Here is a 26,089-nt window from a genome sequence, read left to right on the forward strand (position 1 = left end):
CAGACGACGAAAAGGGGGGAGCCTGACGGCTCCCCCCTCACAGACGGTCGTCGATTACTTGACGGCAGCCTTGAGCTTCGAACCGGCGGTCACCTTGACGCGCTTGCCGGCGGGGATGGCGATCTCGGCGCCGGTCTGCGGGTTGCGGCCGGTGCGAGCGGAGGTCTCGACCTGCTCGAACGCGATCCAACCGGGGATGGAGACCTTGGTGCCCTTGGCGACGGCCTCGGAGACCGTGGAGAAGAGGGAGTCGAGCACGCTCGACACGGTGGACTGGCTCTGTCCCGTGGCGCTGGCGATGCTCGCGACGAGCTCGGTCTTGGTGATGGACTTGTCGGCCATGTGGGTTGTCCTCCAGGCGGCGGTGCGCCGCTTTCTTGACTTCGGTCCGGGGCTCGGCCCCGGTTGGTCGGATCGACCGAGCACGAATATACCCACGAACCCCGTGATTCCGCGGATTATGGGCGTGAACCGCCCACATCCGACGGCGTGTCTCACCCGAAATCACCCAAATGGGTCGGAATCGGCCCAACCGGGCGTCCGAGAACGACGAAGGCCCGGAACCTCAGGGGTTCCGGGCCTTCGTGCGGATGCGGGTGCTTACCAGCTGGACTTGGTCACACCGGGCAGCTCGCCACGGTGGGCCATGTCGCGGAAGCGCACACGCGAGATGCCGAACTTCGACAGCACACCGCGGGGGCGGCCGTCGATGACGTCACGCGAACGCAGGCGCACGGGCGACGCGTTGCGCGGCAGCTTCTGCAGGCCGACACGGGCGGCCTCGCGCTGCTCGTCGGTGGACTCGGGCGAGACGAGCGCCTTCTTCAGCTCGGCGCGCTTGGCGGCGTAGCGGTCGACGACCTCCTGGCGCTGCTTGTTGCGCGCGATCTTGCTCTTCTTAGCCATGGATCAGCGCTCCTCTCGGAATTCGACGTGCTTGCGGATGACCGGGTCGTACTTCTTGAGCACGATGCGGTCGGGGTTGTTGCGACGGTTCTTGCGCGTCACGTAGGTGTAGCCCGTGCCGGCGGTCGAACGCAGCTTGATGATCGGACGGACGTCCTGTGCCTTCTTCGCCATTAGAGCTTCACACCCTTCGCGATGAGGTCCTTGACGACGGACTCGATGCCGCGTGCGTCGATGACCTTGATGCCCTTCGCCGAGACGTTGAGCTTGACGTTACGACCCAGCGAGGGCACGTAGTACGTCTTCTTCTGCACGTTCGGGTCGAAGCGGCGCTTCGTCCGGCGGTGCGAGTGCGAGATGTTGTGACCGAAGCCGGGAACCGCTCCAGTCACCTGGCACACTGCTGCCATGGTGATGTCTCCTTCTGTACCGTGACGCCGGACGGCGCCACCCAAGATCCCTTGTCTGCGCCCACGATCGACCCGGCCGTTTCCGACCCGGAAGAGGATGTGGACACGAACTGCGCGCAGGAGTGCGCACAGACAAGGAGTCAGTCTAGCACGTGCGGCGTGTCGCCTTGACGAGCCCCCTCCCCCGCCGACCGTCACCCCACGTTGTCCACAGCGCACCGCGCGCTGACACTCCCGACAGGTGCCGCGCTGCCACGATGGCGTGACGGCCGCGACGCCGTCGATTCGGGGGAGACGATGACGGATACACCGCAGGGCGGCCGCTGGCCCGCCTCCGCGCGCGAGCTCGCCGATCCGCACAGGTGCCCCTTCTGCTTCACGGTGATCAGCGGGTCACCCTGCCCCGCTTGCGGGCAACCGCTGGACGACCCGCGCATGGGGCAGGTGCTCGCGATCGGCCAGATGATGGCGGATGCGGAGGCCACACGCCAGAGCATCATGACCGCCGTCCGCGAGAGCGCCGTCGCCGCGCGCCAGGCGGCCCTCGCGGAGCAGGCCGCCCTCGCCGAGCAGGCCGCCCTCGCCGCCCAGCAGCAGGCCGCCCCGCCGCCGGCCCCCGTCATCCCCGCTCCCGTCGGCGCCGCCGCTGTCGCGTCCGAACCCCTCGCCGCGCCCGTCGCGGCCGACGCCGCACGTGTGGAGCCCGTCCGCTCCGCACCTGTCACCCCCGCATCCCCGCGTCCCGCGGCGCCGCCGCCGGCACCCCGCCGGCGGCGGCTCACCGTGCCGGTGTTGCTGCTCATCGTGGGCGTCTCTCTCGTCGGCATCGCGGCGGTGTTCTTCCTGCTGCTCGCCTGGTTCGTGGCCGGCATCGCTCTTCGTGCGGTGATCGTGGGCGCGATCACGCTCGTCACGATCGGCGGTGCGTCGCTGCTGCGGCGCAGGCGCCTCACGGCCACGGCGGAGGGCATCGCAGCGCTCGGCGTCGTGCTGCTGGGGCTCGACACCTGGGCGGTGTACGCGAACGATCTGTTCGGCGCGGCGAGTTTCCGACCGGCCGTGTGGACGGGCATCGGCGCCCTCACGGTGGCGGTCATCGGCCGCGCATGGGCCCGGTTCTCGCGTCTGCGCACTCCCGATCTCGCGGCATCCCTCGCACTCCCCGCGGGGATCGGGTTCCTGGTCGGCGGCGCCGTCGCGCTGCCGTCGCCCGAGGCGCTGATCGCGGGACTCCTCGGCGCCGCGGTCGGCGGGCTCGCGCATGCGCTCCCCGCGCCCGCATCGTCGGCGCGGTCGGGCGAGACCGGCGCCGTCGAGCGGTTCGTGCTCGCGATCGTCGGCCTGTCCGCCCTCGCAGCGGGCGCGCTGCTGACGCCGCTGTTCGCCGAGGGGATCGGCGCAGCGATCTGGGCCAACGGCGGCGTGATCCTGATCGGCTCGGCGTACGCGTTCGTGCTGCGCCCCGCCGCACCCGAGCGCGTCGCCGGCGCGTGGCTCGGCGCTGCGGCATCCGTGCTGGCTGCCCTCTCCCTCGCGACCGCCGGGTGGCAGCTCGCCGCCCGCAGCGATCTGCCCGTGTTCGGCGTGCTTGTGGCGCCGGTCCTGGCGGTCGCCGCGGCGGTCGCGCTGGATCGTCTGCGGGTCCGGCTGCCCTGGCTGATCCCCGCGGCCATCGCCGCCGGGATCGTCGCGGTCTGTTCGCTCGCCGTGCAGATCGTGATGTGGTCGACCCGCGCGGCGCTCGCGATGTACGGGAACTGGCCGCTGTGGCGCACACCGGCGTTCGAAGCCGCCGGCGGCTCACTCGAGATTCCGCTGCTCGCACTCGTCGCGGCGGCCGTGCTCAGCGTGCTCCTGTTCCTCGCTCCCGCGGCACGACGAGACTCGATGCGGCACGTCCGTCCGGTTGTGGGCACCCTCCTGCTGACCTCCGCCGCGGCCCTCACGCTGATCCCCGCGGTCGCGGTCGCTGCGGGTGTCATCGTCGCGGTCGCATCCGTCGTCGCGATGCGCAGGCGTACGGACACGACGGGATGGGTCGTCGCGGGCTACATCGGCGCCGGCGCCGCCTACCTGACCGGCCTGTCGGCGATCTGGCTGTGGGTAGCCGCGGTCGCCGTCGCCGCACTGCTGCCCGTCGCTCATCGGCTCGCCGCGCGCGCAGCGGGCGGGCTCGCCGTCGCCTTCGCCGTCCTTCCGATCGGCGTGCTCGCGGTCTCGTCGACGATCGCGCCGAACGCGCTGAGCGTGCAGCTCGGCGGAGCATCGGATGCGGCCGCCGCGGGCTGCGCGTTCGTGCTGCTGCAGTGGATCGCACTGGTCTCGGCGCTCGCCTCGCTGCTCGGGTGGCGCGACGCCGCGTCGCGCCGGGCGCTCGCCCTCGCGACGACCGTGCTGCTCGCCGTCTCCCTCCCCGCCGCGGCGGCACTGGGCGCTTCGCCGCTCGCCGAGCGCGCCCTGCTCGAACCGGGCCTCGGAATCGGGCGGGCGGCTCTGCTTGTCGTCGCGTTGATGGCACTGACCGCGCGGCACCGGGAGAGCCCGGTCGGCTGGGCGAGTGCCGCGTTCGTCGCGCCCGCCGCGGCATCCGGTGCAGTGGCTCTGCTCACCCTGGTCGGCGCACCGCCGTTCACCACCGCACTGGTGACGGCTGCGGTCGCCGCGGCCGTCATCGCCGGCGGTGCGGTCCTCGCGCTCCGCGCACGCGTGCCTCGGGTGCGGCTCGCGGCGGATCTGGGCGCGGCGGTCGTACTCCTGTTGGCGGCGTGGCCGAGTCCCCTCCCGGACGGTCGGGTGCTCTTTCCGATCCCGACCGAATGGCGTGGGGCGTTCGTCGCGATCATCGCGATCGCGATCGGCGCCGCATCCGTCACCCGGGGCTGGCGCGCCGAGGGCGCGGGCGGAGTTCCGCTCGCCGCGGCTCCGCGGCGTCTCCTGGCCTGGCCCGCGTTGGCGGGAGGGACCGCGGCGCTGTGGCTGTGGCTCGGGCCGGCATGGCCCGACGCCGCCCTGGAGGCGTACGTCGTTCCACCGGCCGTGGGCCTCATCGCCTTCGCGGTCCTGCTGAGCGGACTCGGCCGCGTCCCCGAGGCCACGCTCGCGGCGGCGTTCGGCGTGGGTCTGGGGCTTCTGCCGTCCGCGGCCACCGCCCTCAGCGGCGACGCGACGCGCGGAATCGCCGCGGCCGCGATCGCCACCGCCGTCGCCGGCGCTGCGGCGTTCCTGGGGCGCCTTCGTTCCTCCCCGCCCGGACTCGCCGCGGCCGCCACGGCGCTCGGCGCACTGCTGCTGGCGGCGAGCGGCCTCGTCATCACCGGACCCGAGGTCGCCGGCCTATGGGCGGCCGCGGCCGTGGCGGTGACGCTGATCGTCGGTGTCGGCCTGGCGCGGGAGACCTCCGCCGCCGCGGTGAGCGTCGCGACTGCGGCGGGCCCCGTCGCGACCGTCGTGGCTGCGGCCGCCGTCATCAGCGCCGTCGCGACGCACGACTCGTTCGCCGTCGGTCTGACCCTGGTTCTCGTCCTGCTCGCCCTGCACCTGGCATCCGCCGGTGCGCACCGCATCCCGCTGACACCGGCACTGCGCTGGACCACATGGGCCGTCGCGCTGATCGCCGGCTCCCTGATGCTCGCCGGCGGCGTGTTCACCGAGGTCGAGCTGGCCTTCGCACCCGCCGGCGTCGCGCTCGCGGCAGGGGCCGTCCTCGCCGCCGTCCGCGCCGACCGCACCAGCGCCCTCGAACGCGCGGCGTGGCTGGCCGGCCTCACGATCACCGCCCTGCCGAGCGTGTTCGCACCCGTCGAGCCGCTGCGCACGTGGTTGGTCATCTCGCTGTCGCTCGCGGCCGCCCTCGTCGTCGTGCTCGCCCCCCTGCCCGACATCGGCCGCCTCAAGACGCCCTCCGTGCTCGTGCTCCTCGTCGCCGCCTGGGCGATGGCGGTGCGCGGTGTGGGAACGGATGCGGTGGCCCCCACGATCGCGTCTCTGGTCGTCGGCGTCGGCTCGGTCGCCGTTGCGGCGGGTCTCGTCCGGATCGGCGCACGGGCAGGCGTCCCCGCATCCGTCGCCGCGGTCGGCTCGGCCTTCGTGGTCGTGACCGTCGCCCTACGGCTCGACGGAGCGCCCACGACGACCGCCGTGACGATGAGCGCCGCAGCGCTGGTCGGTGTGGCGTCCGCCCTCGTGCTCGGACACGAGCGCTGGCGGGGCGTCGCCGCCGTCGCGGCGGTCGCGAGCGCGGTGACGCTGGCCACGGCGGCGGGAATCCGCATCCTGCTGCTGACGGAGCTGCCGGGCGTCCTCTTCACGATCGAACCGGAGATCTGGGCTCTGGCGGCGTTGGGGCTCGTCACCGCCATCGCGGTCGCGGCGCTGCGCACGCGTTCCGGCAGCCGCGTCGACGTCGCCGCCATGATCGTGCTCTCGGCCGCGGTCGGCGCGCTCACGATCGCCGAGCTCGCCGCGTTCGACGGCGCGCGACTCGCGGTCCGCGTCCTGCTGATCATGGTCGTGCTGAGCGCGGCGGGAACCGCGGGCTGGGCGCTTCGCCGCCGGAACGGTCTCGTGCTGCTGGGCGCCGCCAGCGCCTTCGCCCTCGTCACCGCCGCGTCGACGGCGCCCGCGGTCATCACGATGATCGAAGTCATCACGCTGCCGCCCGCTCTCGCGGGACTCGCGGTGGGCCTCGCCCGGATGCGGGCCGAACCCGCGCGGCGCTCATGGCCCGCGCTCGGCGGCTGGCTCGCCCTGCTGACGCTGCCGTCGCTCGCGTACGACGTCGATCCCGATGCCGCACTGTGGCGCGTGGTCGCGCTGGGCGCCGTAGCGATCGCCCTCGTCGTCATCGGCGCGGTCCGCGCTCTGCAGGCGCCGCTGGTGGTCGGCTCGGCGGTGCTGCTCGCCCACGCGATCGCGCAGCTGTGGCCCTGGATCGCCGCCGCCTACGTCGCCTTCTGGTGGCTGTGGCTGGGGCTCGGCGGGGTGGCGCTCATCTTCCTGGCTGCCCGCTACGAGAAGCGGATGCGGGCGCTCAAGGCGGCCTTCGCCGCGGTCACCGCGCTGCGCTGAGCCCGGGTCCGGCGCCGCGTCCCCAGCGGAACGCCGAGACGGTGGGGTCGTCGGGGATCCAGAAGCGCCACGGGAAGTCGTCGCCGCCGGCGACACCCGCCACCCCGACGCGCGGGCCGGTGGCGATGTCTCGGCGAGGACTCACCGGGAGGAGGAGCCGGGCTCGCGCCCCCGCCTGCACGCCACCTGTCACCGCATCGATGCCGTCGTGCACGGGATGACGGAGTCCTGAGGCGTCGCCGAGGCGGCCCGGTCCGCGGGCGAGATCCCGGTCGTGGCGAACGACACCGCGTTCGCTGCGGCGGCGACGGGCCGCATCCGCGCCCTCGACGACCTCCGCGCCGCGCAGGAGGACACCGCCGGCGACTCCCGCGGGGCCGCAGACCACGTTCACGCAGGAGTGGATGCCGTGGCTCAGGTACACGTAGAGGTGGCCGGGCTCGCCCCACATCGTGGCATTGCGCGGCGTCGGTCCCATGCGGGCGTGCGAGCCGGGATCGGGCACGTCACCGGTGCCGCGGCCGTGGTACGCCTCGACCTCGCTCAGGCGCAGCACGACCCGTTCGCCGTCGAGCTCGACCTCGAGCAGCGCGTCGAGCAGGAGCGGCGCGACCTCCACCGGCAGGGCCCTCAGCGCCTCGCGCGTGGCCGGTGCATGGGTCGTCATCGCAGCGGAACCTGGCACCACGAGATGTCGAAGGCGCCGAGGCTGGACACCTCGGTCTCGCTGTCGAGATCCAGGATGTGGGTCTCGACCGTCTCGGGCACCGGCAGGGCGTAGCTCGTCACGTACGGGTTCTTGGCGGCATCCGGCTGCACCAGCACGGCCGCGTAGCGACCGGACGGCGAGACGCACGTCTGCAGCAGCGCCGAGCTCGCCGCCACCGTGAAGACCGGCTTGGCGTGGCCCTCGCCGTCGACCAGCAGAAGCGAGGAGCCGGCGCCATTGGGATCGGTGTACTGACGCAGCGTCCGATCGCCGGTGAGAGGCACGACGCCGCCGAGGTAGCCCGTCGCGTCCTGCGTCGAGACGAGCGGCGTCTCCGAGCCGTCGACGAGCGAGACCGTGACGAGTCCGTCGGCGCGCAGCACGATGGCCGTCGTCGAGCCGCGCGCGATGCCCTCGATCTGCGCGGCCGCTCCCAGATCGACGGGATTCTCTCCCGAGGGCGGTGCGAGCAGCAATCGGCCCTGGAACGAGAGCATGAGGATGCTGTCGGTATCGGGGACGAAGCTCCACTGCGCGACGCTCGCCGGTTCACCCGACACGTCGATTCTCGTCGGCGGGGTGTCGGCGTCGGCCGGCTTGAGCGAGGCGGTGTAGAGCACGCTCGCCCGGGCCCCCGCGGCCGACATGTCGGGGTCGGTGTAGGTGTAGCCGATGGTCTCGCCGCGATCCGCGGTCTGCAGGTCCTGAATCGGCCCCGTTCCGGGAAGCGGCAGCGAGCGCTGTTCCGTCCCGTCGGGGTCGGTCACGATGAGCTCGTTCGAGCCGTCGTCGTCGACGACCGACATGACGAGGTGCGCACTCGTCGCGCGGAAGTCCTCGATGTGCCGGTGCGTGAAGACGGGGACGGCGTCCTCGCCCGACAACGACGTGCGAAAGACGGTGTCGTGCTCGCCGTCGTCGCCGCGCTGCAGCAGATACACCGACAGCGGCGGAGTGCGGAAGCTCTCGGTGAGGGTGACGGCCGCATCCGATCCCTGCCCCGCGACACCCGAGACGGTGACGGTGTAGTCGGTGTCGTCGCGGAGGGGCAGCGTGAAGCGCACCCCGATGCTGCGGCCGGATGTCTCGACGGCGAAGTCCGCGACCGGGCTGACGGTCACCTGCGAGGGGTCGATCGCCGTGAGGGTCTGCGTCGTGGTGAGGATCAGGCGCGAGCCGGATGTGGACACCGCCGCCTGCGGGTCGAACTGCACGTTCGTCACCCGCGGGCCCTGAAGGGTTCCGACCGCGCCCGCGGCGGCGCCCGCGAGCGCCAGCACGGCCAACACGATCGCGAACGCCCCGAGGTACGCGCGGATGCGGCGGCGCCGGGACTGCTCGCGTCGCGAGGGGCGCCGGGCCTCAGTACTCATAGGGATCGCTCGGCTCGTCGATCGGCGTGACCTGTTCGGCCACGATCGCCAGCTGTCCGGACCCGGTCGCGCGCACCGTGCCCGAGACGGTGACCCACTGCCCGGTGGACGGCGCGGCCGCATCCGCCGAGATGGCCAGGCGCGCGGGTTGCGCGTCGATCACGCAGTGCGTGATGACGAGGCGGCTGAGATCGAACCCGCCGTCGATGTCGCCGCTGACGAAGCCCGTGAGGGTCACCGCGTCGCCCTCGAACGCGTCGGGATTGGTCGCCGTGGCGAACACCGCGGCCCAGTCCCCCACCCCGAACTTCGACGTGTCGCCGGTGGAGGCGAGCGAGATCACATCCGATCCCGCGAACAACGGCGGCGCGCCGACGTCACGGGATGCGGCGAGCTCCGCCGAGAGGGATGCCGGCGGAAGCGCCAGCATCGTCACGACGACGCCCGAGGCGAGGACGCCGCCGGCCACCGCGGCCACGGCTCCCGCCGACACCCTGCGTTCGTGACCGTGATGCGTGTGATCCTCGTCATGGGCGTCGCCGTGGTCGTGACCGTGGTCGTCCTCGGCCCCGAGCGGCAGCACGAAGCTCAGCGCCGTTCCGACGAGCACGACGACGGCCATGCCGATCGCGAACCACGCCCCGTCCGGGTTGATGTAGAGGCCGATGCGGCCGGTGACGGCCAGCACCAGGGTGATGACGGCGAGGGCCGCGGCGAGCCCCGCACCCAGCCAACGGGTGAGGACGCTACGCAAGGAGATTCACCACCGCTCCGAGCGCGAAGGCGAACAGCAGGACCGTGGTGACGATCCCGACGAGTGCGCGGGTGGAGAAGGTCGTGCGCAGCAGGGCGATCATCTTCACGTCCACGAGCGGACCGGTCACCAGGAAGGCGACCAGCGAGCCGGGGGTGAACGTCGAGGCGAAGGAGAGCGCGAAGAAGGCGTCGATGTTCGAGCAGATGGAGACGACGATCGCGAGCATCATCATCGCCACGATCGACAGCACGGGGTTCGAGCCGATGGCCAACAGCGCGTTGCGCGGCACGAGAACCTGCACCGCGCCGGCGAGCGCGGAGCCGATCACGAGCGCAGGCATGACCGCACGCAGCTCGACGAGGAACTGCGCCAGGGAGCGGCGACCGCGCCCGCCGCGCTCGTGGACGACGACCTCACACGTCGCGCGGAAACGGTCGGTCAGCAGGGCGTCGGGCGACGGGTGACGGCTGTAGAGCCAGCCGATGAGGTTCGCCACCGCGTAGCCGCCCAGCAGGCGCGCGATGAGGATGCCGTCGCTGAAGCCGAAGGCCTGGTGCGTCGTGATGATCACGATAGGGTTCACGATCGGCGCGGCGATCAGGAAGGTCATCGTCTCGGAGACGCTGAAGCCGCGCATGAGCAGGCCGCGCGCGAACGGGACGTTGCCGCATTCGCACACCGGCACGATCATGCCCAGCAGCGACAGCACCGCCCGACGCGCCCAGGCGCGCCGCGGCATCCACCGCTCCAGGACGCCGGCGGGCAGCCACACCTGGACGAGGATCGAGAGCACGACGCCCAGCGCCACGAACGGCAGCGACTCGATGAGCACGCTGAGCGCGAGCGTGACCCCGTCCTGGAGGCGCGTGGGGACGTCCGCCGGGAGGAGCTGCGGCGCGAAGATGTAGATCGCCGCCATCACGACGATGAGCGCCAGTCCGAGACTCAGCGCCACGGACGTACGCGAGCCGGACGAGCGCCGCGGGGGCGCCGACCTCGCGCGCTCGGTGCGACTAGTCGTCACGCTCATTCGCCCGGGCGGCGGTGCACGCACCGCAGAGCCCGAAGATGTCGACGACGTGCTCGGCGGAGGTGAAGCCGTGGCTCGCGGCCGTGCGCTGAGCCCACTCCTCGACCTCCGAGGCCTCGATCTCGACGGTCAGACCACACTGCCGGCAGATGAGGTGATGGTGGTGGCCGCTGGTCACGCAGGCGCGGTAGAGGTTCTCACCCTCGGGGCTCTGCAACGAGTCGGCGTCACCGCCGGCGGCCAGCCCGGCGAGCGCGCGGTAGACCGTCGCCAGGCCGATGCCGGTGTTGTCGTCGCGCAACCGCGCGTGCAGCGTCTGGGCACTGACGAAACCCTGCGCGTCGGAGAGGGCTTCGCGGACGCGCTCGCGCTGCCAGGTGTTGCGCTGAGCCATGCCCGAATCCTACCCGCGCACCCTGGCAGCGGGCCGGGCGCTGTTCTCAGGCGGCACGCGTCACGCGGTCGCGGCGTGCTCCGATCGCGCGGCAGACGATGTAGATGACGAACGAGATGGTCGTGATGTACGGGCTCACGGGCAGCGTGCCCGCCACCGCGAGCAGGATGCCGCCGACGGCGGAGACGACGCCGAACAGCGCAGCCCACAGCGGCACCGCGAGCGGGCCGGTGGAGATGCGCATCGCGGCCGCTGCGGGGGTCACGAGCAGCGCGAGCACGAGCAATGCGCCGATGATGTGCACGGCGACGGCCACGATGAGCCCGAGCAGCAGCATGAACGCGAGCGAGACCGCCCTCGTCGGCACACCGCGCGCGGCGGCCGACTGGGGATCCAGCGAGTCGAAGCGCAGCGGGCGCCAGATGAGCAGCAGACCCACCAGCACCACGGCCGCGATCGCGATGAGCACGCCGAGCTGCCCGGTCTGCACGGAGACGATCTGGCCCGTGAGCAGGCTGAACCGGTTCGCGCTTCGTCCGTTGTACAGCGAGAGGAAGAGGATGCCGAGACCGAGGCCGAAGGGCATCAGCACACCGATGATCGAGTTCCGATCGCGCGCGCGGGAGCCGAGCCAGCCGATGAGGGCTGCGGCGATCATCGAGCCGACGATGGATCCCGTCACGACGTCGAAGCCGAGGAGGAGGGCGGCAGCGGCGCCGGCGAAGGAGAGTTCGCTGATGCCGTGCACCGCGAAGGCCATGTCGCGCTGCATCACGAACACGCCGATGAGACCGCCGACGATGCCGAGGACGGCGCCCGCCCACACCGAGTTCTGCACGAGCTCGAGGATCTGGCCGTACTGGGCCACGCCTCCGAACAGCGCGTCGCCGACGTCGCTCCAGTTCATGCGTGGTCCTCGTGGTCGTGATGGTGGTGGTGCGACTGCTCCGCATCCGGCGCTCCGACGACGACGAGGCGTCCGCCCGCCCGCAGCACGTGCACGGGAGCGCCGTAGAGGTCACTGAGCACGGCGGAGTCGAGCACCTGGTCGGGGGTCCCGAGCATGAAGGTGCCGCCGGCGATGTAGAGGATGCGGTCGACCGTGTCGAGCACCGGGTTGATGTCGTGGGTCACCAACAGAACGCCGGCCTGACGCTGCCGGCGATGCCGATCGATCAGCGACACCACGGCCTGCTGGTTCGCGAGGTCGAGACTCGTCAGCGGCTCGTCGCACAGCAGGAGGCGGGGGTCGTCCGCGAGCGCCTGTCCGACGCGGAGCCGCTGCTGCTCCCCGCCGGAGAGCAGTCCGACGGGACGGTCGGCGAAGGTCTCAGCACCCACGGCGGTGAGGAGCTCGTCGACGCGAGCCCGGTCGCGACGGCGGGAGATCGGCAGACCGAAGCGGTGGCCGTCCACGCCGAGCGCGACGACATCGCGGCCGCGCATCGAGGTGTCGCGCGGCAGCGGGCGCTGCTGGGGGATGTAGCCGATGCGCCGGTTCCCGGCCCGGGTGACCGGCGCCCCGAGGGCCGTGATCGTTCCTTCGCTGAGCCTGTCGAGGCCGAGGATCGCCCGCAGCAGCGTCGTCTTGCCGGCGCCGCTGGGTCCGAGAACGGCAACCAGCTCGCCGGGCGCGACGGTCAGATCCAGCCCGCGCCACAGGTCGCGTCCGCCGCGCCGAAGCGCAGCGGACGCGATGACGAGCGGGTCGCGCTCGGCCGTCACTTGTCGAGGGCTCCGGCGAGGTCCTCGATGTTCTTCTGCATCCACTGGATGTAAGTCTGGTCGTCCGGACGCGTTTCCGTGAACTCGAGCACCGGAATGCCCGCGGTACCCGCCGCGTCGATGATCTGCGTCGTCTCGGCGCCGCCGGCCTGAGCGTTCGCGATGACGACCTTCACCTCGCCCGACGTGACCTCGTTGAGAGCCGCCAGCAGCACCGCCGCGGGCACGTCCTGGCCCTCTTCGACGGCCTCGCTGAACTCGTCCGGCGTGGCGTTCTCGAGTCCGGCGGCGGCGATCAGGTAGCCCGGCACCGGCTCGGTCACGAAGACCTCGGCGCCGCCGTGGGCGGCCTTGATGTCGTCGAGGGACTTCTCGAGACCGGCGACCTGCGCGAGGAACGCGGTCGAGTTCGCCTGGAAGGTCTCCGCCTCGTCGGGCACGAGACGCGAGAGCTCCTCGGTGATCGCCTCGGTCACGTGCTCGATCGTGTGCGGGTCGTACCAGACGTGCTCGTTGAAGCCCTCGATGTGGTCGTGGTCGTGCTCCAGCTCGGAGTGCGGGCTCGCCTCGAGTTCGTCCGTGTCGTGCTCGGTCGCCTCGGTGCCCTGCCAGCTGTCGGAGTACTCGGCGGCCACGATCACCGGAGCCTCGGACTTGCTCGCGTCGATGAGAGAGTCCATGAACGCGTCGTACCCGCCGCCGTTCTGGATGATGAGGTCGGCCTTCTGCACCGTCAGCTGGTCCGCGGCCGTGGCCTCGTAGTCGTGGGGGTCCTGCGCGGCGGACGAGATCACGGGCGTGATCGTGGCCGCATCCCCCGCGATCTCCTCGGCGATCTGGCTGTAGACATTCGTCGAGGTGACGATGGTGATCGCGCCGGCGGATGCGGAGCTCTGCGACGGATCGGCCGTGGCCGACGCGCATCCGGCGAGCGTGAGGGCTGCGCCGGCGACGAGGGCGGGCGCGAGGAGAAGTCGGGTCTTCAGGGGCATGGCGGTCACTCTACGCCTACTGATAATCGTTATCAAAATCGGTTGAGCACGACGATGGCACATGGTTCGAGTTCGCTCGACACGTGTACGACGAATTCCGGGGCCCACCCGGTGTGTTGCAACTGCCTCGGTGCGTCCGCGTCGCCAAACTCGGAAGACCGGACCGCAGCTTCGGCATCGCTCACCGTGGTGAGGGGTCACGATGCCCCTGACGATCCTCTGGCCGATGTTCAGAGCGATCGTGATCGGTGGTGGTGACGCACTGATAGGCGATCCTCGCCGGAGCCTGAGAGGAGCATCGTCATGGTTGAGAAGGCCGACACCGAGCGGAACCCCTTCGCGCATCCGGGGTTCATCGTCGGCGCGGTGGTGGTGGCCGCGCTCGTGGCGACGGCCATCGTTCTGAGCGTCACCAACCTCGGCCGTGGCAACGACGACGCCCCGCCCATCGTTCCCTCCGACGCTCCGCGACCCACGGTCACCCGGACGCTCCCACCGGTATCGGTCGCGAGCGCCAGGAGCGCCCATGGTCTCGAAAGCGTCGAGCTGTCCGGCGCTTTTGAGAGGCTCGGAGGAGCCGGCGACGAAGCCGCTTGAGCGGATGCGTCAGGAACGTATGCTGCCGAAGGCGTCACCGCAGGAGAGCGGACCGTAGGACCCGACCACGCCGGCGACGCCGCGGGAAGTGGCGTGAACACGAGACAAGGGCGGGGGCGGCGGTTCACCGCCCCCGCCCCGAGCCTGCGTCTCTACCCTGCGGCTATCGCCGCGTCGGTCGCCGTCTTGAAGCCGAGGTTCATGCGCGTGCCATAGTTCTGACCCACGAACGAGTTCCCCGAAGTGTGCACACCGATCACACAGTTGCCGCATGCGGTGCCGCTTTGGAGTGCCCAGACAGGTCCGCCGCTCTGACCGCCGGAGGTGTCGATCGTGTACGTGAGCTGGCTTGCGCCGAAGGCATACGCCGAGTCAGTGTGCTGCCACATGTGGTAACCCGGTCCGTTCACGCCCACCTTGTCTCCCGGGTAACCCGTGACCCGGTGATAACCGTAGTTCGCGTTCACGCCGCCACCGGGATCCCGGTAACCCATGTGGCCGACAACGTCACCGATGTTGCAGTTGAGTCGGATCAGCCCCCAGTCGGATGCACCGTCCCCGAAGCTGATCCAGTTCTGCGAAACGGTGAGGTTGGTGGGGATGCACCCATACTCTGCGGTGTTGCCCTCCGCGCCGAAGTAGACATACATCTCGGTAGCCCAAGCGCCGTCACCGTACAAGCAGTGGGCAGCGGTCACGACCGTTCGCTGACCGACCAAGGCCCCCGAGCACATGTAGCCGGTGCCGTTGCGCTGGTAGAGCAACAGGGGGATCTGCGAGAACGGCGAGCTGTTGGGGAACACTTGCACACGGTCATCGCTTCCGATGATGACCCGAGACGATGGTCCGCCGGGCGCTGCCGGGGAGAGGGGCATCTCGCTCTCAACATCCGGATCGATGGTCAACTCACCGACGACGAATCCGCCTTCCAGATCTGCCAGATCGCCGCTACCGATCTCGCTCGGCGCGATGTCTTCGGTATTGAGTTCCACCGGCAGAGTTGTGATGTTTCCATGGTTGTCGACAAGCGTCACCTCGTCCGGTGAGACGCCTGCAGAGTCCGCGGGCGCTGCATATGCAGCGCCCGCCCCCGCAGCGAGTGCACCAGCCGGCAGCACGAGACAGATCACCGCCGCCGCAATCCGCCTCCGGACCTTTCGATTTGTCGCCATCATGATCCTCCCCCTCATATGCAACAAATAGCTTTCTCACAGCATGCCAAATTGAGTGGGCGGTGTGAAGAGTGCCAGCAGAGCTGTCAGGCGACGCGGCACTGCGCTGCGGGGTATCGAGCTGCTTCACGGCTGGCGCGGCCTAGGGCGACCGGGCGGCAGGATGCGGTGAGCCAGCCGCATCCGCGTCGATACGGTGGCGGGATGCGCTCCCTCATCCGCCTCGACGACTGGACATCCGCCGACATCGAGCAGGTCTTCGCCCTCGCCGACGCATACGAAGCGGGGCGGGGTCCGAAGACGTCGGGCTGTGCGGTCATGTTCTTCCCAGCGACGAGTCTTCGCACCCGTGTCACATTCGAGCGCGGCGCGGCGCTCATGGGTCTGCAGCCGGTCGTCCTTCCCGAGTCCACCCTCGACAAGCCGGAGGCGCACGCGGATGTCGCGGGCTACCTCGCCGGCTGGGCCGACCTCGCCGTCGTCCGCCACGGCGACATCGGCGTGCTGGAGGCCCTCGCGGCCCCGGGCGCCCTTCCCATCGTGAACGCGATGACGGGCATCAACCATCCCTGTGAGGTCCTCGCCGACCTGTGGATGCTGCGACGGAACCGCGATCTCGCCGCGACACGTTTCCTGTTCGTCGGGCCTGACGGCAACATCTCGCGCGCGTGGCAGGAAGCCTCTCGCGCGCTCGGGCTCGACGTGGTGCAGTGCGCGCCGGCCGAGCTGCGCACACCCGGCGCGCGATGGGTCGGGGATCTCGATTCGGCGATCCGCTCCGCCGACGTGATCATCACCGACGACCCCGGGAGCCACGCCGAGATCCTCGAGCCGTATCGGATCACCGCATCCCTGCTGGATGCGGCGCCTCGCGGTGTCCGGCTGAATCCGTGCCCGCCGTTCATCCGCGGGCGGGAGGTCAGCGAGGACGCGGTGGCACATCCCGCCTTCGTCGGTCACGCGTTCAAGAGCGCACTCCTGCCCGTGCACCAGGCCGTGATGGCCTCCTGCCTCGGAATCGGCTAGCCGCGTCCGCTCCTGCGGGCGGGATGCGGGCGCCGGGCGGGTGCGGACCCAGGCGGGGATCACTCCACGAGGAGGGCGGGCTCCTCGAGGACGGCGGCGACGTCGGCGATGAAGCGGCTCATGCCGTCACCGTCGATGACGCGGTGATCGAACGAACCGGACACCGTGGTCACGAAACGCGGGCGCACCTCGCCGTCGACCACCCAGGGCTTCTGTCGGATCGTTCCCATCGCGATGATCCCGGCCTCACCCGGGTTGATGATGGGGGTTCCCGCATCCATCCCGAAGACGCCGATGTTGGTGATCGTGATTGTCCCCTGCTGCTGGTCGGCGGGCGGGGTCTTGCCCTCGCGCGCCGTGAGCGTCAGGCGCTCCAGGGCCTTCGCCAGCTCGCGCATGCTCAGGTTCTGGGCGTCCTTGATGTTCGGGACGATCAAGCCGCGCGGCGTCGCCGCCGCGATGCCGAGGTTCACGTAGTGGCGGAGGTTGATCTGCGCACCGTCGTCGCCGTCGACCCACGCGGCGTTGACCATGGGCGTGCGACGCACGGCCCAGATGACCGCGCGGGCCATGATCAGCAGCGGCGAGACCTTCGTGTCTGCGTAGTCGGGCGACGCCTTCAGGCGCTTCACGAGCTCCATCGTGCGCGTCGCATCGACGTCGGTCCACACCGTCACGTGCGGCGCGGAGTACGCGCTGCGCACCATCGACCCGGCCGTCGCCTTGCGCACACCCCTCACCGGGATGGACTCCTCGCGCGGGTCGGACTCGGCCACGGATGCGGCGACCGGGATCGTCTCCTCGCGCACCTCGGGCCACTCGGGCGTCTCGATGTTGCGGAACACGCTCGCTTGCGACGCGTGCTTCACGACATCGTCGCGCGTCACCTCGCCGCCGGCGCCACTGGGCGTCACGGCGGAGAGGTCGACGCCCAGGTCGCGGGCGAGCTTGCGGATCGGCGGCTTCGCCACGACCCCGGCGGCGGATGCGGCGGGCGCCGCGGCGGGCTTGCGGCGCCGCGAAGTGACGGCACCGGCGGAGCCGTAGCCGACGAGGACGGAGCCGCCCGCCTCGGGCTCGGCGGCGGGGGCCGGGAGTCCCGGGTCGCCGGGTGCGGGGACATCGGATGCGGGAGCCGCCGCATCCGCGATCGTGATGATGGGGGCCCCGACATCGACCGTCTGCCCCTCTTCGACGAGCACCTCGCCGACCACTCCCGCGAAGGGCGACGGCAGCTCGACCAACGACTTCGCCGTCTCGATCTCGACGATCACGTCGTTGACGGCGACGGTGTCACCGCTCTTGACGTGCCAGGTGACGATCTCGGCGTCGGTGAGACCCTCGCCGACATCCGGGAGATGGAAGGTCTGCGTGCTCATTGCGGTTCCTTTCGCCGTACCTGAGGGGCGGAGTGGTCAGTAGGCGAGGGCGCGGTCGACGGCCTCGAGGATGCGGTCGGCATCGGGCAGGTACTGCCCCTCGAGCTTGGCGGGCGGGAAGGGCACATCGAACCCGGACACGCGCAGCACCGGGGCCTCGAGCGAGTAGAACGCGCGTTCGGTGACGGTCGCGGCGATCTCCGAGCCGAGCGAGGTGAACTGCGGCGCCTCCTGCGCGTAGACCATGCGACCGGTGCGGGCGACGGAGTCGAGGATGGGGCCGTAATCCACCGGCGAGAGGGAGCGCAGGTCGATGACCTCGCAGCTGGTCCCCTCGCTCTCGGCGAGCGCGGCGGCCTGCAACAGCGTCGAGACCATCGCGCCGTGGCCGACGAGGGTGACGTCGGTGCCCCTCCGCACGATGCGGGAGGCGTGCAGCGGCAGCGCACGAGCGGAGAGGTCCACCTCGCCCTTGGGCCAGTAGCGGCTCTTCGGCTCGAGGAAGACGACGGGGTCGTCGGAGGCGATCGCGTCCTGGATCATCCAGTACGCGTCGTTCGGTGTGGACGGGCTCACCACACGCAGGCCCGGAGTGTGCGTGAAGTACGCCTCGGGGCTCTCCTGGTGGTGCTCGACGGCGCCGATGTGCCCGCCGTACGGGATGCGGATGACCACGGGCATGCGCAGCGCGCCCTCGTGACGGTTGGTGAGCTTGGCCAGCTGCGTCGTGATCTGGTCGAAGCCGGGGAAGACGAAGCCGTCGAACTGGATCTCGCAGACGGGACGGAACCCGCCCATCGCGAGCCCGATCGCGGTGCCGATGATGCCCGACTCGGCGAGGGGGGTGTCGATCACGCGGTTCTTGCCGAACTCGGCCTGCAGACCCTCGGTGACGCGGAAGACGCCGCCGAGGGGACCGATGTCCTCGCCCATCAGCAGCACGCGGTCGCTGTCGCGCATGGCCTGGGCCATGCCCGCGTTCAGGGCCTTGCTCATCGGCAGGGTGGTCATCTCGCTCATGCCTGACCTCCCTCGAGGGATGCTTCGTACTCGGCGAGCCAGCGCTTCTGCTCGTCGACGAGCGGATGCGGCTCGCTGTAGACGTGGTCGAACATCATGTCGGTGCCGATGGAGCCGAGGGCCACCGTGCGGGCGCGGACGTCTTCGGCGTAGTCGGCGGCGGCCGCATCCACGTCGGCGAAGAACGCGTCCGACGCACCGCGCGAGCGCAGGTACGCCGCCATCCGGGCGATCGGGTCGCGCTCGGCCCAGGACTGCTCCTCGGCGGAGGTGCGGTACTTGGTCGGGTCGTCGCTGGTCGTGTGCGCGCCCATCCGGTACGTCATCGCCTCGATCGCGCGGGGTCCGCCGCCGGCACGCGCCTCGTCGAGGGCCTGACGCGTGACGGCGAAGCTCGCCAGCACGTCGTTGCCGTCGACCTGGACGCTCGGCATGCCGTAGCCCTCGCCGCGTCGGTAGAGCGGCGCCGAGGCCTGGGTCGCGACGGGGACCGAGATGGCCCACTGGTTGTTCTGGAGGAAGAAGACCTGAGGAGCGCGATAGCTCGCCGCGAAGACCATCGCCTCGTGCACGTCTCCCTGGCTGGACGCGCCGTCGCCGTAGTAGACGATGACGGCCTCGTCCCGATCGAGGTCGCCGGTGCCGGTCTTGCCGTCGAAGACGAGGCTCATGCCGAAGCCCGCGGCGTGCAGCGTCTGCGAGCCGAGCACGAGCGTGTAGATGTGCGTGTTGCCGTTCTTCGGGTCGTACGGGTTCCACCCGCCGTGCGTGAGGCCGCGCATGAGCCGCACGATGTCGATCGGGTCGACGCCGCGGATGGTGCACACGACGTGCTCGCGGTACGAGGGGAAGAGGTGGTCCTGCGCTCTCGCGGCGTGGGCGGACCCGACCTGCGCCGCCTCCTGCCCCCAGCTCGGCGGCCAGAGGGCGAGCTGGCCCTGACGCTGCAGGTTGGTCGCCTGCCGGTCGAAGGCGCGCACGACCACCATGTCGCGGTAGAAGGTCTCGAGCTGGGCGTCGTCGATCGCGGCCACGGCGGCGAGGTAGGGCTCGGCGGCGGGGGTCGGCGCGAACGAACCGTCCGCCGCCAGCACCCGCACCATCCGCGCGTCGTCGTCGGCCGGAGAGAACGTGTCGGGCGAGGTCACGGGCTCTACGCTATCTGCTGGCGGGATGGCCCTCTGGGAGGTCACGTACAACGGATGCGGCAATTCGTAGGATCTGCTCGACAGACTCCTCTTCGCCGATCGAGATCCGCACGCCGTCTCCCGCGAAGGGGCGGACCACCAGGCCGCCCTCGTCGAAGGCCGTCGCGGCGTCGGTCGTGGCCTCTCCCGTGGCGAGCCAGACGAAGTTGCCCTGCGCGTCGGGGACCCGCCATCCTGCGTCGCGGAGTCCCGCGACGACCCGGTCGCGGCGTTCGGCGATCACCCGTACGCGCTCGAGCAGCTCGGCGTCGGCGTCGATGCTCGCGAGGGCAGCCTCTTCAGCGGTGGCGGTGACCGAGAGGGGGATGGCGACGGCGCGCGCCGCATCCAGCACGCGGCGGTGACCGATCGCGTATCCGATGCGGAGCCCCGCAAGCCCGTAGGCCTTCGAGAAGGTGCGCAGCGCCACGACGTTCGGTCGGGTGACGCCCGTGCGGCGCAGCCCGTCGACCGCATCCGGCGCGGTCACGAACTCGGCGTACGCCTCGTCGAGGATGACGAGCACGTCGGCGGGGACCGCCGCGACGAAGGTGTCGAACTCGTCCTGCGTCACGACCGGGCCGGTGGGGTTGTTGGGGCTGCACACGATGACGGCGCGGGTGCGCGGGGTGATCGCCGCGGCCATCGCGACCAGGTCGTGACGACCCTCGGCCGTCAGCGGCACCTCGACGCGGTCGGCGCCGGCGACGGTGACGAAGCTCGGGTAGGCCTCGAAGGACCGCCACGCGTAGACGACCTCGTCGCCGGGGCCCGCGACCGCGAGGATCAGCTGCGAGAGCAGCGATGCACTTCCGGCGCCGATGTGCACCTCGTCGGCGTCGACGCCGTAGCGCTCGGCCAGACGCACGCGGAGCCTCGCCGCGGTCGCGTCCGGGTAGCGGTTCACCGTCTCGGCGGCGCGGAGGGCGGCCAGCACTCGCGGCAGCGGCGCGAAGGGGTTCTCGTTGCTCGAGAGCTTGAACGCGTCGGCACCGGCCGGCTTGCCCTGTCGGTAGACCGGCAGGGCCGCGATCTCGGGGCGCACACGAACGGGAATCGGCTCTGTCACACCGAGAGTCTAGGAGCGCGGATGCGGGGCGCGTGCCACACTTCCGGCATGGGCTTTCTCATCCGCGTCGTGGTGAACGCGTTCTCGATCTGGGTCGTGACCCTCATCCCGGTCCTCGGCGTCAGCGTCATCGCGTTCCCGCCGGGCGGAACGCTCGAGATCGTGCTGTCACTGCTGATCGTGGCGCTCGTCTTCGCGCTCGTGAACACGATCGTCGGATCGGTGGTGAAGGTGATCGCCTTCCCGCTCTACGTGCTCACGCTCGGCCTGTTCTCGCTCATCGTGAACGGGTTCCTGCTGTGGCTGACCAGCTGGATCACCGAGTTCTGGGACTGGGGCCTGCGGGTCGAGAGCTTCTGGTGGGGCGTCGTCGCGGCCCTCGTGATCGCCGTCATCAACGGCATCTTCGGCGTCATCCTGCGCCCGAAGCGACGGGACTGACCGCACCGGCGCGGCGCCGCGGTACGGCGTCGACCTGACGCGCCCCGAACTCCTGCGTCGAGATGAGACGTGCGCCCTCGAGCTCGGCCATGCGCTCGTGCACCACGGCGACGCGCGGATCGGCCGAGGCGTCGACGAGTCCGGCCGTCTCGGCGTAGGCGCTGAGGTGGTGCGCGGGCAGGCCGAGATCCTGCGGACCCGGCGCAGGATCCACGACGCGCGTGGCGACGAAACTCCCCTCCGCCCCCACACGCGTGGCGAATCCTCCGCCGGCGAGCATCGCCACCGGGTCGTCGCCGTGTCGCAGGTCGACGGCCATCGCCTCGGGGCCGGGGTCGGCGGCGGTCGGGGAGCCCGCCGTCCCGACGACGCGCACGTCGTAGTCGCCGGTCGCCGCGACCTGGCCCACCAGCATCCCGCCCTGCGAGTGGCCGTAGAGATAGAGCGTGTCGCCGGGGCGCACACCCGCCTCGGCGAGCATCGCCGTCAGCGCCAGGTAGGCGTCGGACTGCTCGCCGCCGTACCCCTGGACGTTGGAGAGCATGTCCCACACCTCGTCGCCGCCGAGCCCGCTCGTGCCGGCGACGTACACGGCGTACGCGGTTCCGGATGCGGTCGCGTACTTCTCGATGCGCACCCGCGCCTCGCCGCCCTGCGGGATCCGGCCGAGCGCCGGCGCGAGGGCTGCGGGGGCCGCGGCCGAGAGGTCCGCGGGTGGCAGCGGCACGATCTCCGGCACGGGCCGCCCCGTGGGCGCCAGGTGCGTGCCGAACGGGATCCGGCCGCGGACCGCGGTGAGGCGCGCGATGGCCGCCCCCGTGGCCAGACCCGCCCCCGCGAGGAAGGGCATCAGCAGGGTGAACCACGCCCAGCCGTCGCCGAGGCCGGCATCCGCTCGCAGCAGCTCCGTCGCCCCGGGGTAGGCCCGCTCGATCGCGGCGATTCCCTCTCGAGCGCGCGCGACGGCATCCGCGTCTCCTGCGGCGGATGCGAGAGCGGCCTCGGCGCGCATCTCGGCGAGCTCGTACACGGCCGCGCACATCAGCAGGCGGTCCTGCTGCTCCCGCGCGCGATCGGCCAGCGCGCCCACCTCGCGCATGCGGGCGTCCTGGGTGAGCCCCAGCACCGGCAGCATGTGCGCGCTGATCCGCGCATCGGCGCGGGCGATGTCGGCGACGGCTTCGTCCAGACGTGCCGCCGCCCCCACGAGCACCGCGGCCGCATCCCGCAACCGCGCCGTGTCGACGGCGACCGCCCCACCGGAGGAGATGCCCACCTCGCCGGTCACGACGACCACCATCCGAAGAGGTTGCCGCCACCCGTGACCAAGGCCTGACTGCGGATCTCCGCGATCACGTCGTCGAGGGCGAGGAGGCGGCGTCGCTCGTCGGCGAGCGCGGTCGTCCAGGCGTCGTGCGCCAGCTGGAAGGCGCGCATCGCCGGTGACGCCCAGGCCGTCGCCCGGGCGAGGCCCGTGGCGTCGCGGATGACCGTCTCGATGAGCTCGACGGCTGCGAGCACGTCGCGCCGTGCCGCGTCGAAGGAGAAGACGACATCGTCGAGGGTGTCTGTCATCCCCCGATGCTCGCTCCGCATCACAGTGGCGCGGTGCGGCCGCATCCGATCCGAGGATCGCTCGCCGCGAGATCGTGGCTGTGCAGGAGAGGTCGTCAGGACCACAATGGACCCATGCCCGCGTCCTCGCCGTTCCGCGTGGTCTTCGTGTGCACCGGGAACATCTGCCGATCCCCGATGGCCGAGATCGTCTTCCGCTGGTTCGCCGAGTCGGTCGGTCTCGGCGATCGCGTGGTCTCCACGAGCGCCGGCACCGGCGACTGGCACGTCGGCGAGCCCGCCGATCCGCGCACGGTCGAGGCCCTGGAGCGTCACGGGTACGACGGCCGGCATCACCGCGCCCGACAGTTCGACTTCGCGGACTACGAGCGCAACGACCTGGTCATCGCCCTCGACAGATCGCATGAACGCAACCTGCGCGCGTGGGCCCGTTCGGAGAACGATTCCGACAAGGTCGTGCTGCTGCGCGCGTTCGACCCGCAGACCGACGACAACCTGGACGTCCCCGACCCGTACTACGCCGGTCCCGAGGCGTTCGACGAGGTGCTCGCTATGATCGAGAGCGCGTGCCGGGCGCTCTTCCGGCAACTCGAACCCGCCATCCGCTCCGCGGGATGACCCGCGCGGCCCACCGCCCTCGACGGAGTACCGTGTCGAACTTCCCCGCCCAGCCGCTCAGCCCCCTCGACGGTCGTTACCAGGCCGCCGTCTCCGCCCTCGGCGACTTCCTGTCGGAAGCGGGGCTCAACCGCGCCCGCGTCGAGGTCGAGGTGGAGTGGCTCATCACCCTCACCGACCGCGGCCTGTTCGGGCAGTCCCCGCTCTCGGACGCCGAGAAGGACTCCCTCCGCGCCCTCTACCGCGACTTCGGTCAGGCCGAGATCGACTGGCTCGCCGAGCGCGAGGCCGTCACGCGTCACGACGTGAAGGCCGTCGAGTACCTCGTGCGCGATCGTCTGTCCTCGCTCGGACTCGACCGGATCGCCGAGCTCACGCACTTCGCCCTCACCAGCGAGGACGTCAACTCGACCTCGTACGCCCTCACCGTCCAGCGCGCGGTGACGCAGGTGTGGCTGCCGAAACTGCGGCAGGTCATCGAGCGGCTGCGGGCGGTCTCCGTCGAACTGGCGGATGCGGCGATGCTCGCCCGCACCCACGGCCAGCCCGCGACCCCCACCACGATGGGCAAGGAGATCGCCGTCTTCGCGTGGCGCCTGGAGCGGGTGCTCGCACAGCTCGAGTCCTCGGAGTACCTGGCGAAGTTCTCCGGCGCGACGGGAACCTGGTCGGCCCACCTCGCGGCGGATCCGGATGCGGACTGGGTCGAGATCTCCCGCGGGTTCATCGAAGGGCTGGGTCTCGGGTTCAACGAGCTCACCACGCAGATCGAGTCGCACGACTGGCAGGTCGAGCTCTACGACCGCGCGCGGCACGCGGGCGGCATCCTGCACAACCTCGCGACGGATGTCTGGACCTACATCTCCCTCGGCTACTTCGCCCAGATCCCCGTGGCGGGCGCGACCGGTTCGTCGACCATGCCGCACAAGATCAACCCCATCCGCTTCGAGAACGCGGAGGCGAACCTCGAGATCGCGGGAGGCCTGTTCCAGACCCTGGCCGCGACCCTGGTCACGAGCCGCCTGCAGCGCGACCTCACCGACTCCACCACGCAGCGCAACATCGGTGTCGCGTTCGGCCACTCGCTGCTCGCGCTCGACAACCTGCTGCGCGGGCTCGGCGAGATCTCGCTCTCGCGCGAGGTGCTGCTGGCCGACCTCGACACCAACTGGGAGGTTCTCGCCGAGGCGATCCAGACCGTCATCCGCGCCGAGGTCGTCGCGGGTCGCTCGCAGATCACCGACCCGTACGCGCTCTTGAAGGAGCTCACCCGCGGTCACCGCGTCGGCGGCGCCGATCTCGCCGAGTTCGTGCGCGGCCTCGACATCGGCGACGCGGCGAAGGAGCGACTGCTCGCGCTGACGCCCGCGACCTACACGGGCCTCGCCGCCTCCCTCGTCACCGGCGCCTGACCCTCGGGCGGGCTCCCGGCATCCGGGGGGCGGGGCCCATCTCCCACGCGAGACTGCGTTTGCAGCACGAGATCACTGTGTTCACCCGTGATCTCGTCCAGGAGATGCAGTCTCGGGGGACGGTGGGGACACGCGCGAAGGGGCGGGCCCACTCGGGCACCGCACCGCGGGCGCTAGGCGCGGGGCGGGGTGTCGCCGTCGGCGGAGTCGGATGCGGGGCCGTCGCCGGATGCGTCCTCGGACTCCTCCTTGGGCAGCAGCACCGCGCGATCGACCGTACGGTTCACCTGAGCCGGGTCGACCGCGAGCATGAGCAGGGCGATGATCACGAGCGTCGCGATGAAGGTGATCCCGGCGACGATGCCGCCGACCATGAGGGCGTGGCCCGACTGTCCGGCGACGCGGTTCTGGAAGAAGCCCATCGAGATGAGCGTGACGATTCCGGCGAAGAGAGCGGCCGCGAGAGCGAGCCCGATCAGCTGAGCGGGCTTCATGATGTCGCGACGGGTGGGCTTGTCTGTCATGCCGCCTCCTCGGGCGCGGGGGCGGACTCGCGGCGCGGGGAGAAGCCCGCGATCCCCAGGTAGACCGCGACGATCGCCGCGTAGCCGCCGAAGAGTCCGACGGCGATCGTGATGCCGGTGAGTGTGAAGGAGCCGGCCTCTTCGATGCTGTACTGCAATGCGTAGGCGGGCTGCACGGCGAGGGTGCCGAGCGCGAGCAGCACGCCCACGATGCCGACCGTCAATGCATCGCGTGCCTCGGAGCGGGCGACACTGCCGCGCTCTGCGGCGCGCAGGGCCCGCAGGCCCGCGATGCCCTCGATGAGGCCGGTCACGAGCGCCCACGAGATGACGATCACGAAGAAGGCCAGCGTCGTGCGCAGGGTCGGGATGCCGGAGACACCGCCCGCGATGAGGGTGAGAGCACCCAGCACGATCGGCAGCCGGCGCTGACCGGGGCCGTACACGAGCCACGCCGAGAGCAGCCAGACGATCGCCGACGCCATCGCGAAACCGCTGAACACCGACAGACCCACGGCGGCGGAGTGATCAGGCGAGAACGTGATCATGACGGCCGCCACGGCCGCGAAGAGGGCTCGAACCAGCTGGAGGTGGCGCGGCTCGAAGGCGCGCGCGGAAGAACTGCTGGTCATGGCTCGACTCGTGAAGGTGGGTACGGCGGCGGAACGGATACCTCCAGTCTAGGTCGTGCTGATGAGGAGCCTGC

At 71.0% G+C, this 26,089-nt stretch carries 27 protein-coding genes; 6 read left to right on the forward strand and 21 right to left on the reverse strand.

The window, feature by feature from the left end:
• Positions 1-54: 54 nt before the first annotated feature.
• From LXM64_RS15565 to rpmB, 4 genes are all read right to left on the reverse strand, one after another.
• Positions 55-342, reverse strand: coding sequence for an HU family DNA-binding protein (locus LXM64_RS15565; RefSeq protein ID WP_137418589.1), 288 nt, complete (start codon positions 340-342; stop codon positions 55-57).
• Between the two features lie 258 nt (positions 343-600).
• The gene (gene rpsN / locus LXM64_RS15570; RefSeq protein ID WP_137418588.1) at positions 601-906 is read right to left on the reverse strand and encodes a 30S ribosomal protein S14; all 306 of its coding nucleotides are present in this window, start codon (positions 904-906) and stop codon (positions 601-603) included.
• A 3-nt stretch (positions 907-909) separates the two neighbouring features.
• Complete coding sequence (gene rpmG / locus LXM64_RS15575; RefSeq protein WP_005051772.1) at positions 910-1,080, reverse strand: 50S ribosomal protein L33; 171 nt, start codon at positions 1,078-1,080, stop codon at positions 910-912.
• Positions 1,080-1,316: a 50S ribosomal protein L28 gene (gene rpmB / locus LXM64_RS15580; RefSeq protein ID WP_137418587.1), complete on the reverse strand. Its 237-nt coding sequence runs from the start codon at positions 1,314-1,316 to the stop codon at positions 1,080-1,082. Before rpmB ends, rpmG begins: the two co-directional genes overlap by 1 nt.
• 297 nt (positions 1,317-1,613) lie before the next feature.
• On the opposite strand from rpmB, the gene LXM64_RS15585 reads away from it, so the two are divergent.
• Positions 1,614-6,383 (forward strand): SCO7613 C-terminal domain-containing membrane protein, encoded by a 4,770-nt coding sequence (locus LXM64_RS15585; protein ID WP_234074012.1) that lies wholly within the window; start codon positions 1,614-1,616, stop codon positions 6,381-6,383.
• Here LXM64_RS15585 and LXM64_RS15590 read toward each other — a convergent pair.
• The 8 genes from LXM64_RS15590 to LXM64_RS15625 are packed head-to-tail and all read right to left on the reverse strand — an operon-like array spanning position 6,367 to position 13,363.
• On the reverse strand, positions 6,367-7,050 hold the full coding sequence (locus LXM64_RS15590) for a DNA-3-methyladenine glycosylase (RefSeq protein WP_234074013.1): 684 nt from the start codon (positions 7,048-7,050) through the stop codon (positions 6,367-6,369). The two genes, LXM64_RS15585 and LXM64_RS15590, sit on opposite strands and share 17 nt — an antisense overlap.
• Positions 7,047-8,465 (reverse strand): hypothetical protein, encoded by a 1,419-nt coding sequence (locus tag LXM64_RS15595; RefSeq protein ID WP_234074014.1) that lies wholly within the window; start codon positions 8,463-8,465, stop codon positions 7,047-7,049. The genes LXM64_RS15590 and LXM64_RS15595 overlap by 4 nt, the downstream gene beginning before the upstream one ends.
• Positions 8,455-9,219 carry a TIGR03943 family putative permease subunit gene (locus tag LXM64_RS15600; protein ID WP_234074015.1) on the reverse strand — a complete coding sequence of 255 codons (765 nt, stop codon included), beginning with the start codon at positions 9,217-9,219 and terminating at the stop codon, positions 8,455-8,457. Before LXM64_RS15600 ends, LXM64_RS15595 begins: the two co-directional genes overlap by 11 nt.
• Positions 9,212-10,252, reverse strand: coding sequence for a permease (locus tag LXM64_RS15605; protein ID WP_234074016.1), 1,041 nt, complete (start codon positions 10,250-10,252; stop codon positions 9,212-9,214). The genes LXM64_RS15600 and LXM64_RS15605 overlap by 8 nt, the downstream gene beginning before the upstream one ends.
• Entirely contained in the window at positions 10,236-10,646 is a 411-nt protein-coding gene (locus LXM64_RS15610; protein WP_137418581.1) for a Fur family transcriptional regulator, read from the reverse strand. The genes LXM64_RS15605 and LXM64_RS15610 overlap by 17 nt, the downstream gene beginning before the upstream one ends.
• Positions 10,647-10,692: 46 nt before the next feature.
• Positions 10,693-11,553, reverse strand: a complete 861-nt coding sequence (locus LXM64_RS15615; RefSeq protein WP_137418580.1) for a metal ABC transporter permease — start codon at positions 11,551-11,553, stop codon at positions 10,693-10,695.
• Positions 11,550-12,371, reverse strand: coding sequence for a metal ABC transporter ATP-binding protein (locus LXM64_RS15620; RefSeq protein WP_234074017.1), 822 nt, complete (start codon positions 12,369-12,371; stop codon positions 11,550-11,552). Before LXM64_RS15620 ends, LXM64_RS15615 begins: the two co-directional genes overlap by 4 nt.
• The gene (locus LXM64_RS15625; RefSeq protein WP_234074018.1) at positions 12,368-13,363 is read right to left on the reverse strand and encodes a metal ABC transporter solute-binding protein, Zn/Mn family; all 996 of its coding nucleotides are present in this window, start codon (positions 13,361-13,363) and stop codon (positions 12,368-12,370) included. The genes LXM64_RS15620 and LXM64_RS15625 overlap by 4 nt, the downstream gene beginning before the upstream one ends.
• Positions 13,364-13,666: 303 nt before the next feature.
• Between LXM64_RS15625 and LXM64_RS15630 the strand changes: the two genes are divergently transcribed.
• Positions 13,667-13,960, forward strand: coding sequence for a hypothetical protein (locus LXM64_RS15630; protein ID WP_234074019.1), 294 nt, complete (start codon positions 13,667-13,669; stop codon positions 13,958-13,960).
• A 152-nt stretch (positions 13,961-14,112) separates the two neighbouring features.
• On the opposite strand, the gene LXM64_RS15635 is transcribed toward LXM64_RS15630, so the two are convergent.
• Complete coding sequence (locus LXM64_RS15635) at positions 14,113-15,135, reverse strand: trypsin-like serine peptidase (RefSeq protein ID WP_234074020.1); 1,023 nt, start codon at positions 15,133-15,135, stop codon at positions 14,113-14,115.
• A gap of 201 nt (positions 15,136-15,336) precedes the next feature.
• Here LXM64_RS15635 and LXM64_RS15640 point away from each other — a divergent pair, with 201 nt between their 5' ends.
• Complete coding sequence (locus tag LXM64_RS15640; RefSeq protein WP_234074021.1) at positions 15,337-16,158, forward strand: ornithine carbamoyltransferase; 822 nt, start codon at positions 15,337-15,339, stop codon at positions 16,156-16,158.
• Between the two features lie 59 nt (positions 16,159-16,217).
• Here the strand turns inward: LXM64_RS15640 and LXM64_RS15645 are convergent, their stop codons facing one another.
• The 4 genes from LXM64_RS15645 to LXM64_RS15660 are packed head-to-tail and all read right to left on the reverse strand — an operon-like array spanning position 16,218 to position 20,813.
• On the reverse strand, positions 16,218-17,537 hold the full coding sequence (locus tag LXM64_RS15645; protein WP_234074022.1) for a dihydrolipoamide acetyltransferase family protein: 1,320 nt from the start codon (positions 17,535-17,537) through the stop codon (positions 16,218-16,220).
• A 36-nt stretch (positions 17,538-17,573) separates the two neighbouring features.
• Positions 17,574-18,557 carry an alpha-ketoacid dehydrogenase subunit beta gene (locus LXM64_RS15650; protein WP_234074023.1) on the reverse strand — a complete coding sequence of 328 codons (984 nt, stop codon included), beginning with the start codon at positions 18,555-18,557 and terminating at the stop codon, positions 17,574-17,576.
• The gene (locus LXM64_RS15655; protein WP_234075496.1) at positions 18,554-19,660 is read right to left on the reverse strand and encodes a thiamine pyrophosphate-dependent enzyme; all 1,107 of its coding nucleotides are present in this window, start codon (positions 19,658-19,660) and stop codon (positions 18,554-18,556) included. The genes LXM64_RS15650 and LXM64_RS15655 overlap by 4 nt, the downstream gene beginning before the upstream one ends.
• Before the next feature lie 55 nt (positions 19,661-19,715).
• On the reverse strand, positions 19,716-20,813 hold the full coding sequence (locus LXM64_RS15660) for a histidinol-phosphate transaminase (protein WP_234074024.1): 1,098 nt from the start codon (positions 20,811-20,813) through the stop codon (positions 19,716-19,718).
• 48 nt (positions 20,814-20,861) lie between these two features.
• Between LXM64_RS15660 and LXM64_RS15665 the strand changes: the two genes are divergently transcribed.
• Positions 20,862-21,254 carry a phage holin family protein gene (locus LXM64_RS15665; RefSeq protein WP_234074025.1) on the forward strand — a complete coding sequence of 131 codons (393 nt, stop codon included), beginning with the start codon at positions 20,862-20,864 and terminating at the stop codon, positions 21,252-21,254.
• Here the strand turns inward: LXM64_RS15665 and LXM64_RS15670 are convergent.
• Positions 21,226-22,554: a hypothetical protein gene (locus LXM64_RS15670; protein ID WP_234074026.1), complete on the reverse strand. Its 1,329-nt coding sequence runs from the start codon at positions 22,552-22,554 to the stop codon at positions 21,226-21,228. The genes LXM64_RS15665 and LXM64_RS15670 overlap by 29 nt on opposite strands.
• Positions 22,539-22,829: a hypothetical protein gene (locus LXM64_RS15675; protein ID WP_137418572.1), complete on the reverse strand. Its 291-nt coding sequence runs from the start codon at positions 22,827-22,829 to the stop codon at positions 22,539-22,541. Before LXM64_RS15675 ends, LXM64_RS15670 begins: the two co-directional genes overlap by 16 nt.
• A 114-nt stretch (positions 22,830-22,943) precedes the next feature.
• On the opposite strand from LXM64_RS15675, the gene LXM64_RS15680 reads away from it, so the two are divergent.
• Positions 22,944-23,447, forward strand: a complete 504-nt coding sequence (locus LXM64_RS15680; RefSeq protein WP_192900646.1) for a low molecular weight protein-tyrosine-phosphatase — start codon at positions 22,944-22,946, stop codon at positions 23,445-23,447.
• Positions 23,444-24,859 carry an adenylosuccinate lyase gene (gene purB / locus LXM64_RS15685; RefSeq protein WP_419144844.1) on the forward strand — a complete coding sequence of 472 codons (1,416 nt, stop codon included), beginning with the start codon at positions 23,444-23,446 and terminating at the stop codon, positions 24,857-24,859. The genes LXM64_RS15680 and purB overlap by 4 nt, the downstream gene beginning before the upstream one ends.
• A 173-nt stretch (positions 24,860-25,032) precedes the next feature.
• On the opposite strand, the gene LXM64_RS15690 is transcribed toward purB, so the two are convergent.
• Both LXM64_RS15690 and LXM64_RS15695 read right to left on the reverse strand, forming a co-directional pair.
• Positions 25,033-25,383, reverse strand: coding sequence for an amino acid transporter (locus LXM64_RS15690; protein WP_234074028.1), 351 nt, complete (start codon positions 25,381-25,383; stop codon positions 25,033-25,035).
• The gene (locus tag LXM64_RS15695; RefSeq protein ID WP_137418569.1) at positions 25,380-26,015 is read right to left on the reverse strand and encodes an acyl-CoA synthetase; all 636 of its coding nucleotides are present in this window, start codon (positions 26,013-26,015) and stop codon (positions 25,380-25,382) included. Before LXM64_RS15695 ends, LXM64_RS15690 begins: the two co-directional genes overlap by 4 nt.
• Between the last annotated feature and the right edge of the window lie 74 nt (positions 26,016-26,089).

Origin of the sequence: Microbacterium binotii, assembly GCF_021398715.1 — a bacterium.
GTDB lineage: Bacteria > Actinomycetota > Actinomycetes > Actinomycetales > Microbacteriaceae > Microbacterium > Microbacterium binotii_A.

Bases quoted from the DNA above. Each gene is read 5' to 3' on its own strand.
- LXM64_RS15680 (WP_192900646.1), top strand. From the start codon at position 22,944: ATGCCCGCGTCCTCGCCGTTCCGCGTGGTCTTCGTGTGCACCGGGAAC.
- LXM64_RS15625 (WP_234074018.1), bottom strand. From the start codon at position 13,363: ATGCCCCTGAAGACCCGACTTCTCCTCGCGCCCGCCCTCGTCGCCGGC.
- LXM64_RS15655 (WP_234075496.1), bottom strand. From the start codon at position 19,660: ATGGTGCGGGTGCTGGCGGCGGACGGTTCGTTCGCGCCGACCCCCGCC.
- LXM64_RS15670 (WP_234074026.1), bottom strand. From the start codon at position 22,554: ATGGTGGTCGTCGTGACCGGCGAGGTGGGCATCTCCTCCGGTGGGGCG.
- LXM64_RS15590 (WP_234074013.1), bottom strand. From the start codon at position 7,050: ATGACGACCCATGCACCGGCCACGCGCGAGGCGCTGAGGGCCCTGCCG.
- LXM64_RS15690 (WP_234074028.1), bottom strand. From the start codon at position 25,383: ATGACAGACAAGCCCACCCGTCGCGACATCATGAAGCCCGCTCAGCTG.
- purB (WP_419144844.1), top strand. From the start codon at position 23,444: ATGACCCGCGCGGCCCACCGCCCTCGACGGAGTACCGTGTCGAACTTC.
- LXM64_RS15640 (WP_234074021.1), top strand. From the start codon at position 15,337: ATGCGCTCCCTCATCCGCCTCGACGACTGGACATCCGCCGACATCGAG.
- LXM64_RS15595 (WP_234074014.1), bottom strand. From the start codon at position 8,465: ATGAGTACTGAGGCCCGGCGCCCCTCGCGACGCGAGCAGTCCCGGCGC.
- rpmG (WP_005051772.1), bottom strand. From the start codon at position 1,080: ATGGCGAAGAAGGCACAGGACGTCCGTCCGATCATCAAGCTGCGTTCG.
- LXM64_RS15585 (WP_234074012.1), top strand. From the start codon at position 1,614: ATGACGGATACACCGCAGGGCGGCCGCTGGCCCGCCTCCGCGCGCGAG.
- LXM64_RS15665 (WP_234074025.1), top strand. From the start codon at position 20,862: ATGGGCTTTCTCATCCGCGTCGTGGTGAACGCGTTCTCGATCTGGGTC.
- LXM64_RS15630 (WP_234074019.1), top strand. From the start codon at position 13,667: ATGGTTGAGAAGGCCGACACCGAGCGGAACCCCTTCGCGCATCCGGGG.
- LXM64_RS15650 (WP_234074023.1), bottom strand. From the start codon at position 18,557: ATGAGCGAGATGACCACCCTGCCGATGAGCAAGGCCCTGAACGCGGGC.
- LXM64_RS15610 (WP_137418581.1), bottom strand. From the start codon at position 10,646: ATGGCTCAGCGCAACACCTGGCAGCGCGAGCGCGTCCGCGAAGCCCTC.
- LXM64_RS15695 (WP_137418569.1), bottom strand. From the start codon at position 26,015: ATGACCAGCAGTTCTTCCGCGCGCGCCTTCGAGCCGCGCCACCTCCAG.
- LXM64_RS15635 (WP_234074020.1), bottom strand. From the start codon at position 15,135: ATGATGGCGACAAATCGAAAGGTCCGGAGGCGGATTGCGGCGGCGGTG.
- LXM64_RS15645 (WP_234074022.1), bottom strand. From the start codon at position 17,537: ATGAGCACGCAGACCTTCCATCTCCCGGATGTCGGCGAGGGTCTCACC.
- LXM64_RS15675 (WP_137418572.1), bottom strand. From the start codon at position 22,829: ATGACAGACACCCTCGACGATGTCGTCTTCTCCTTCGACGCGGCACGG.
- LXM64_RS15615 (WP_137418580.1), bottom strand. From the start codon at position 11,553: ATGAACTGGAGCGACGTCGGCGACGCGCTGTTCGGAGGCGTGGCCCAG.
- rpsN (WP_137418588.1), bottom strand. From the start codon at position 906: ATGGCTAAGAAGAGCAAGATCGCGCGCAACAAGCAGCGCCAGGAGGTC.
- rpmB (WP_137418587.1), bottom strand. From the start codon at position 1,316: ATGGCAGCAGTGTGCCAGGTGACTGGAGCGGTTCCCGGCTTCGGTCAC.
- LXM64_RS15565 (WP_137418589.1), bottom strand. From the start codon at position 342: ATGGCCGACAAGTCCATCACCAAGACCGAGCTCGTCGCGAGCATCGCC.
- LXM64_RS15605 (WP_234074016.1), bottom strand. From the start codon at position 10,252: ATGAGCGTGACGACTAGTCGCACCGAGCGCGCGAGGTCGGCGCCCCCG.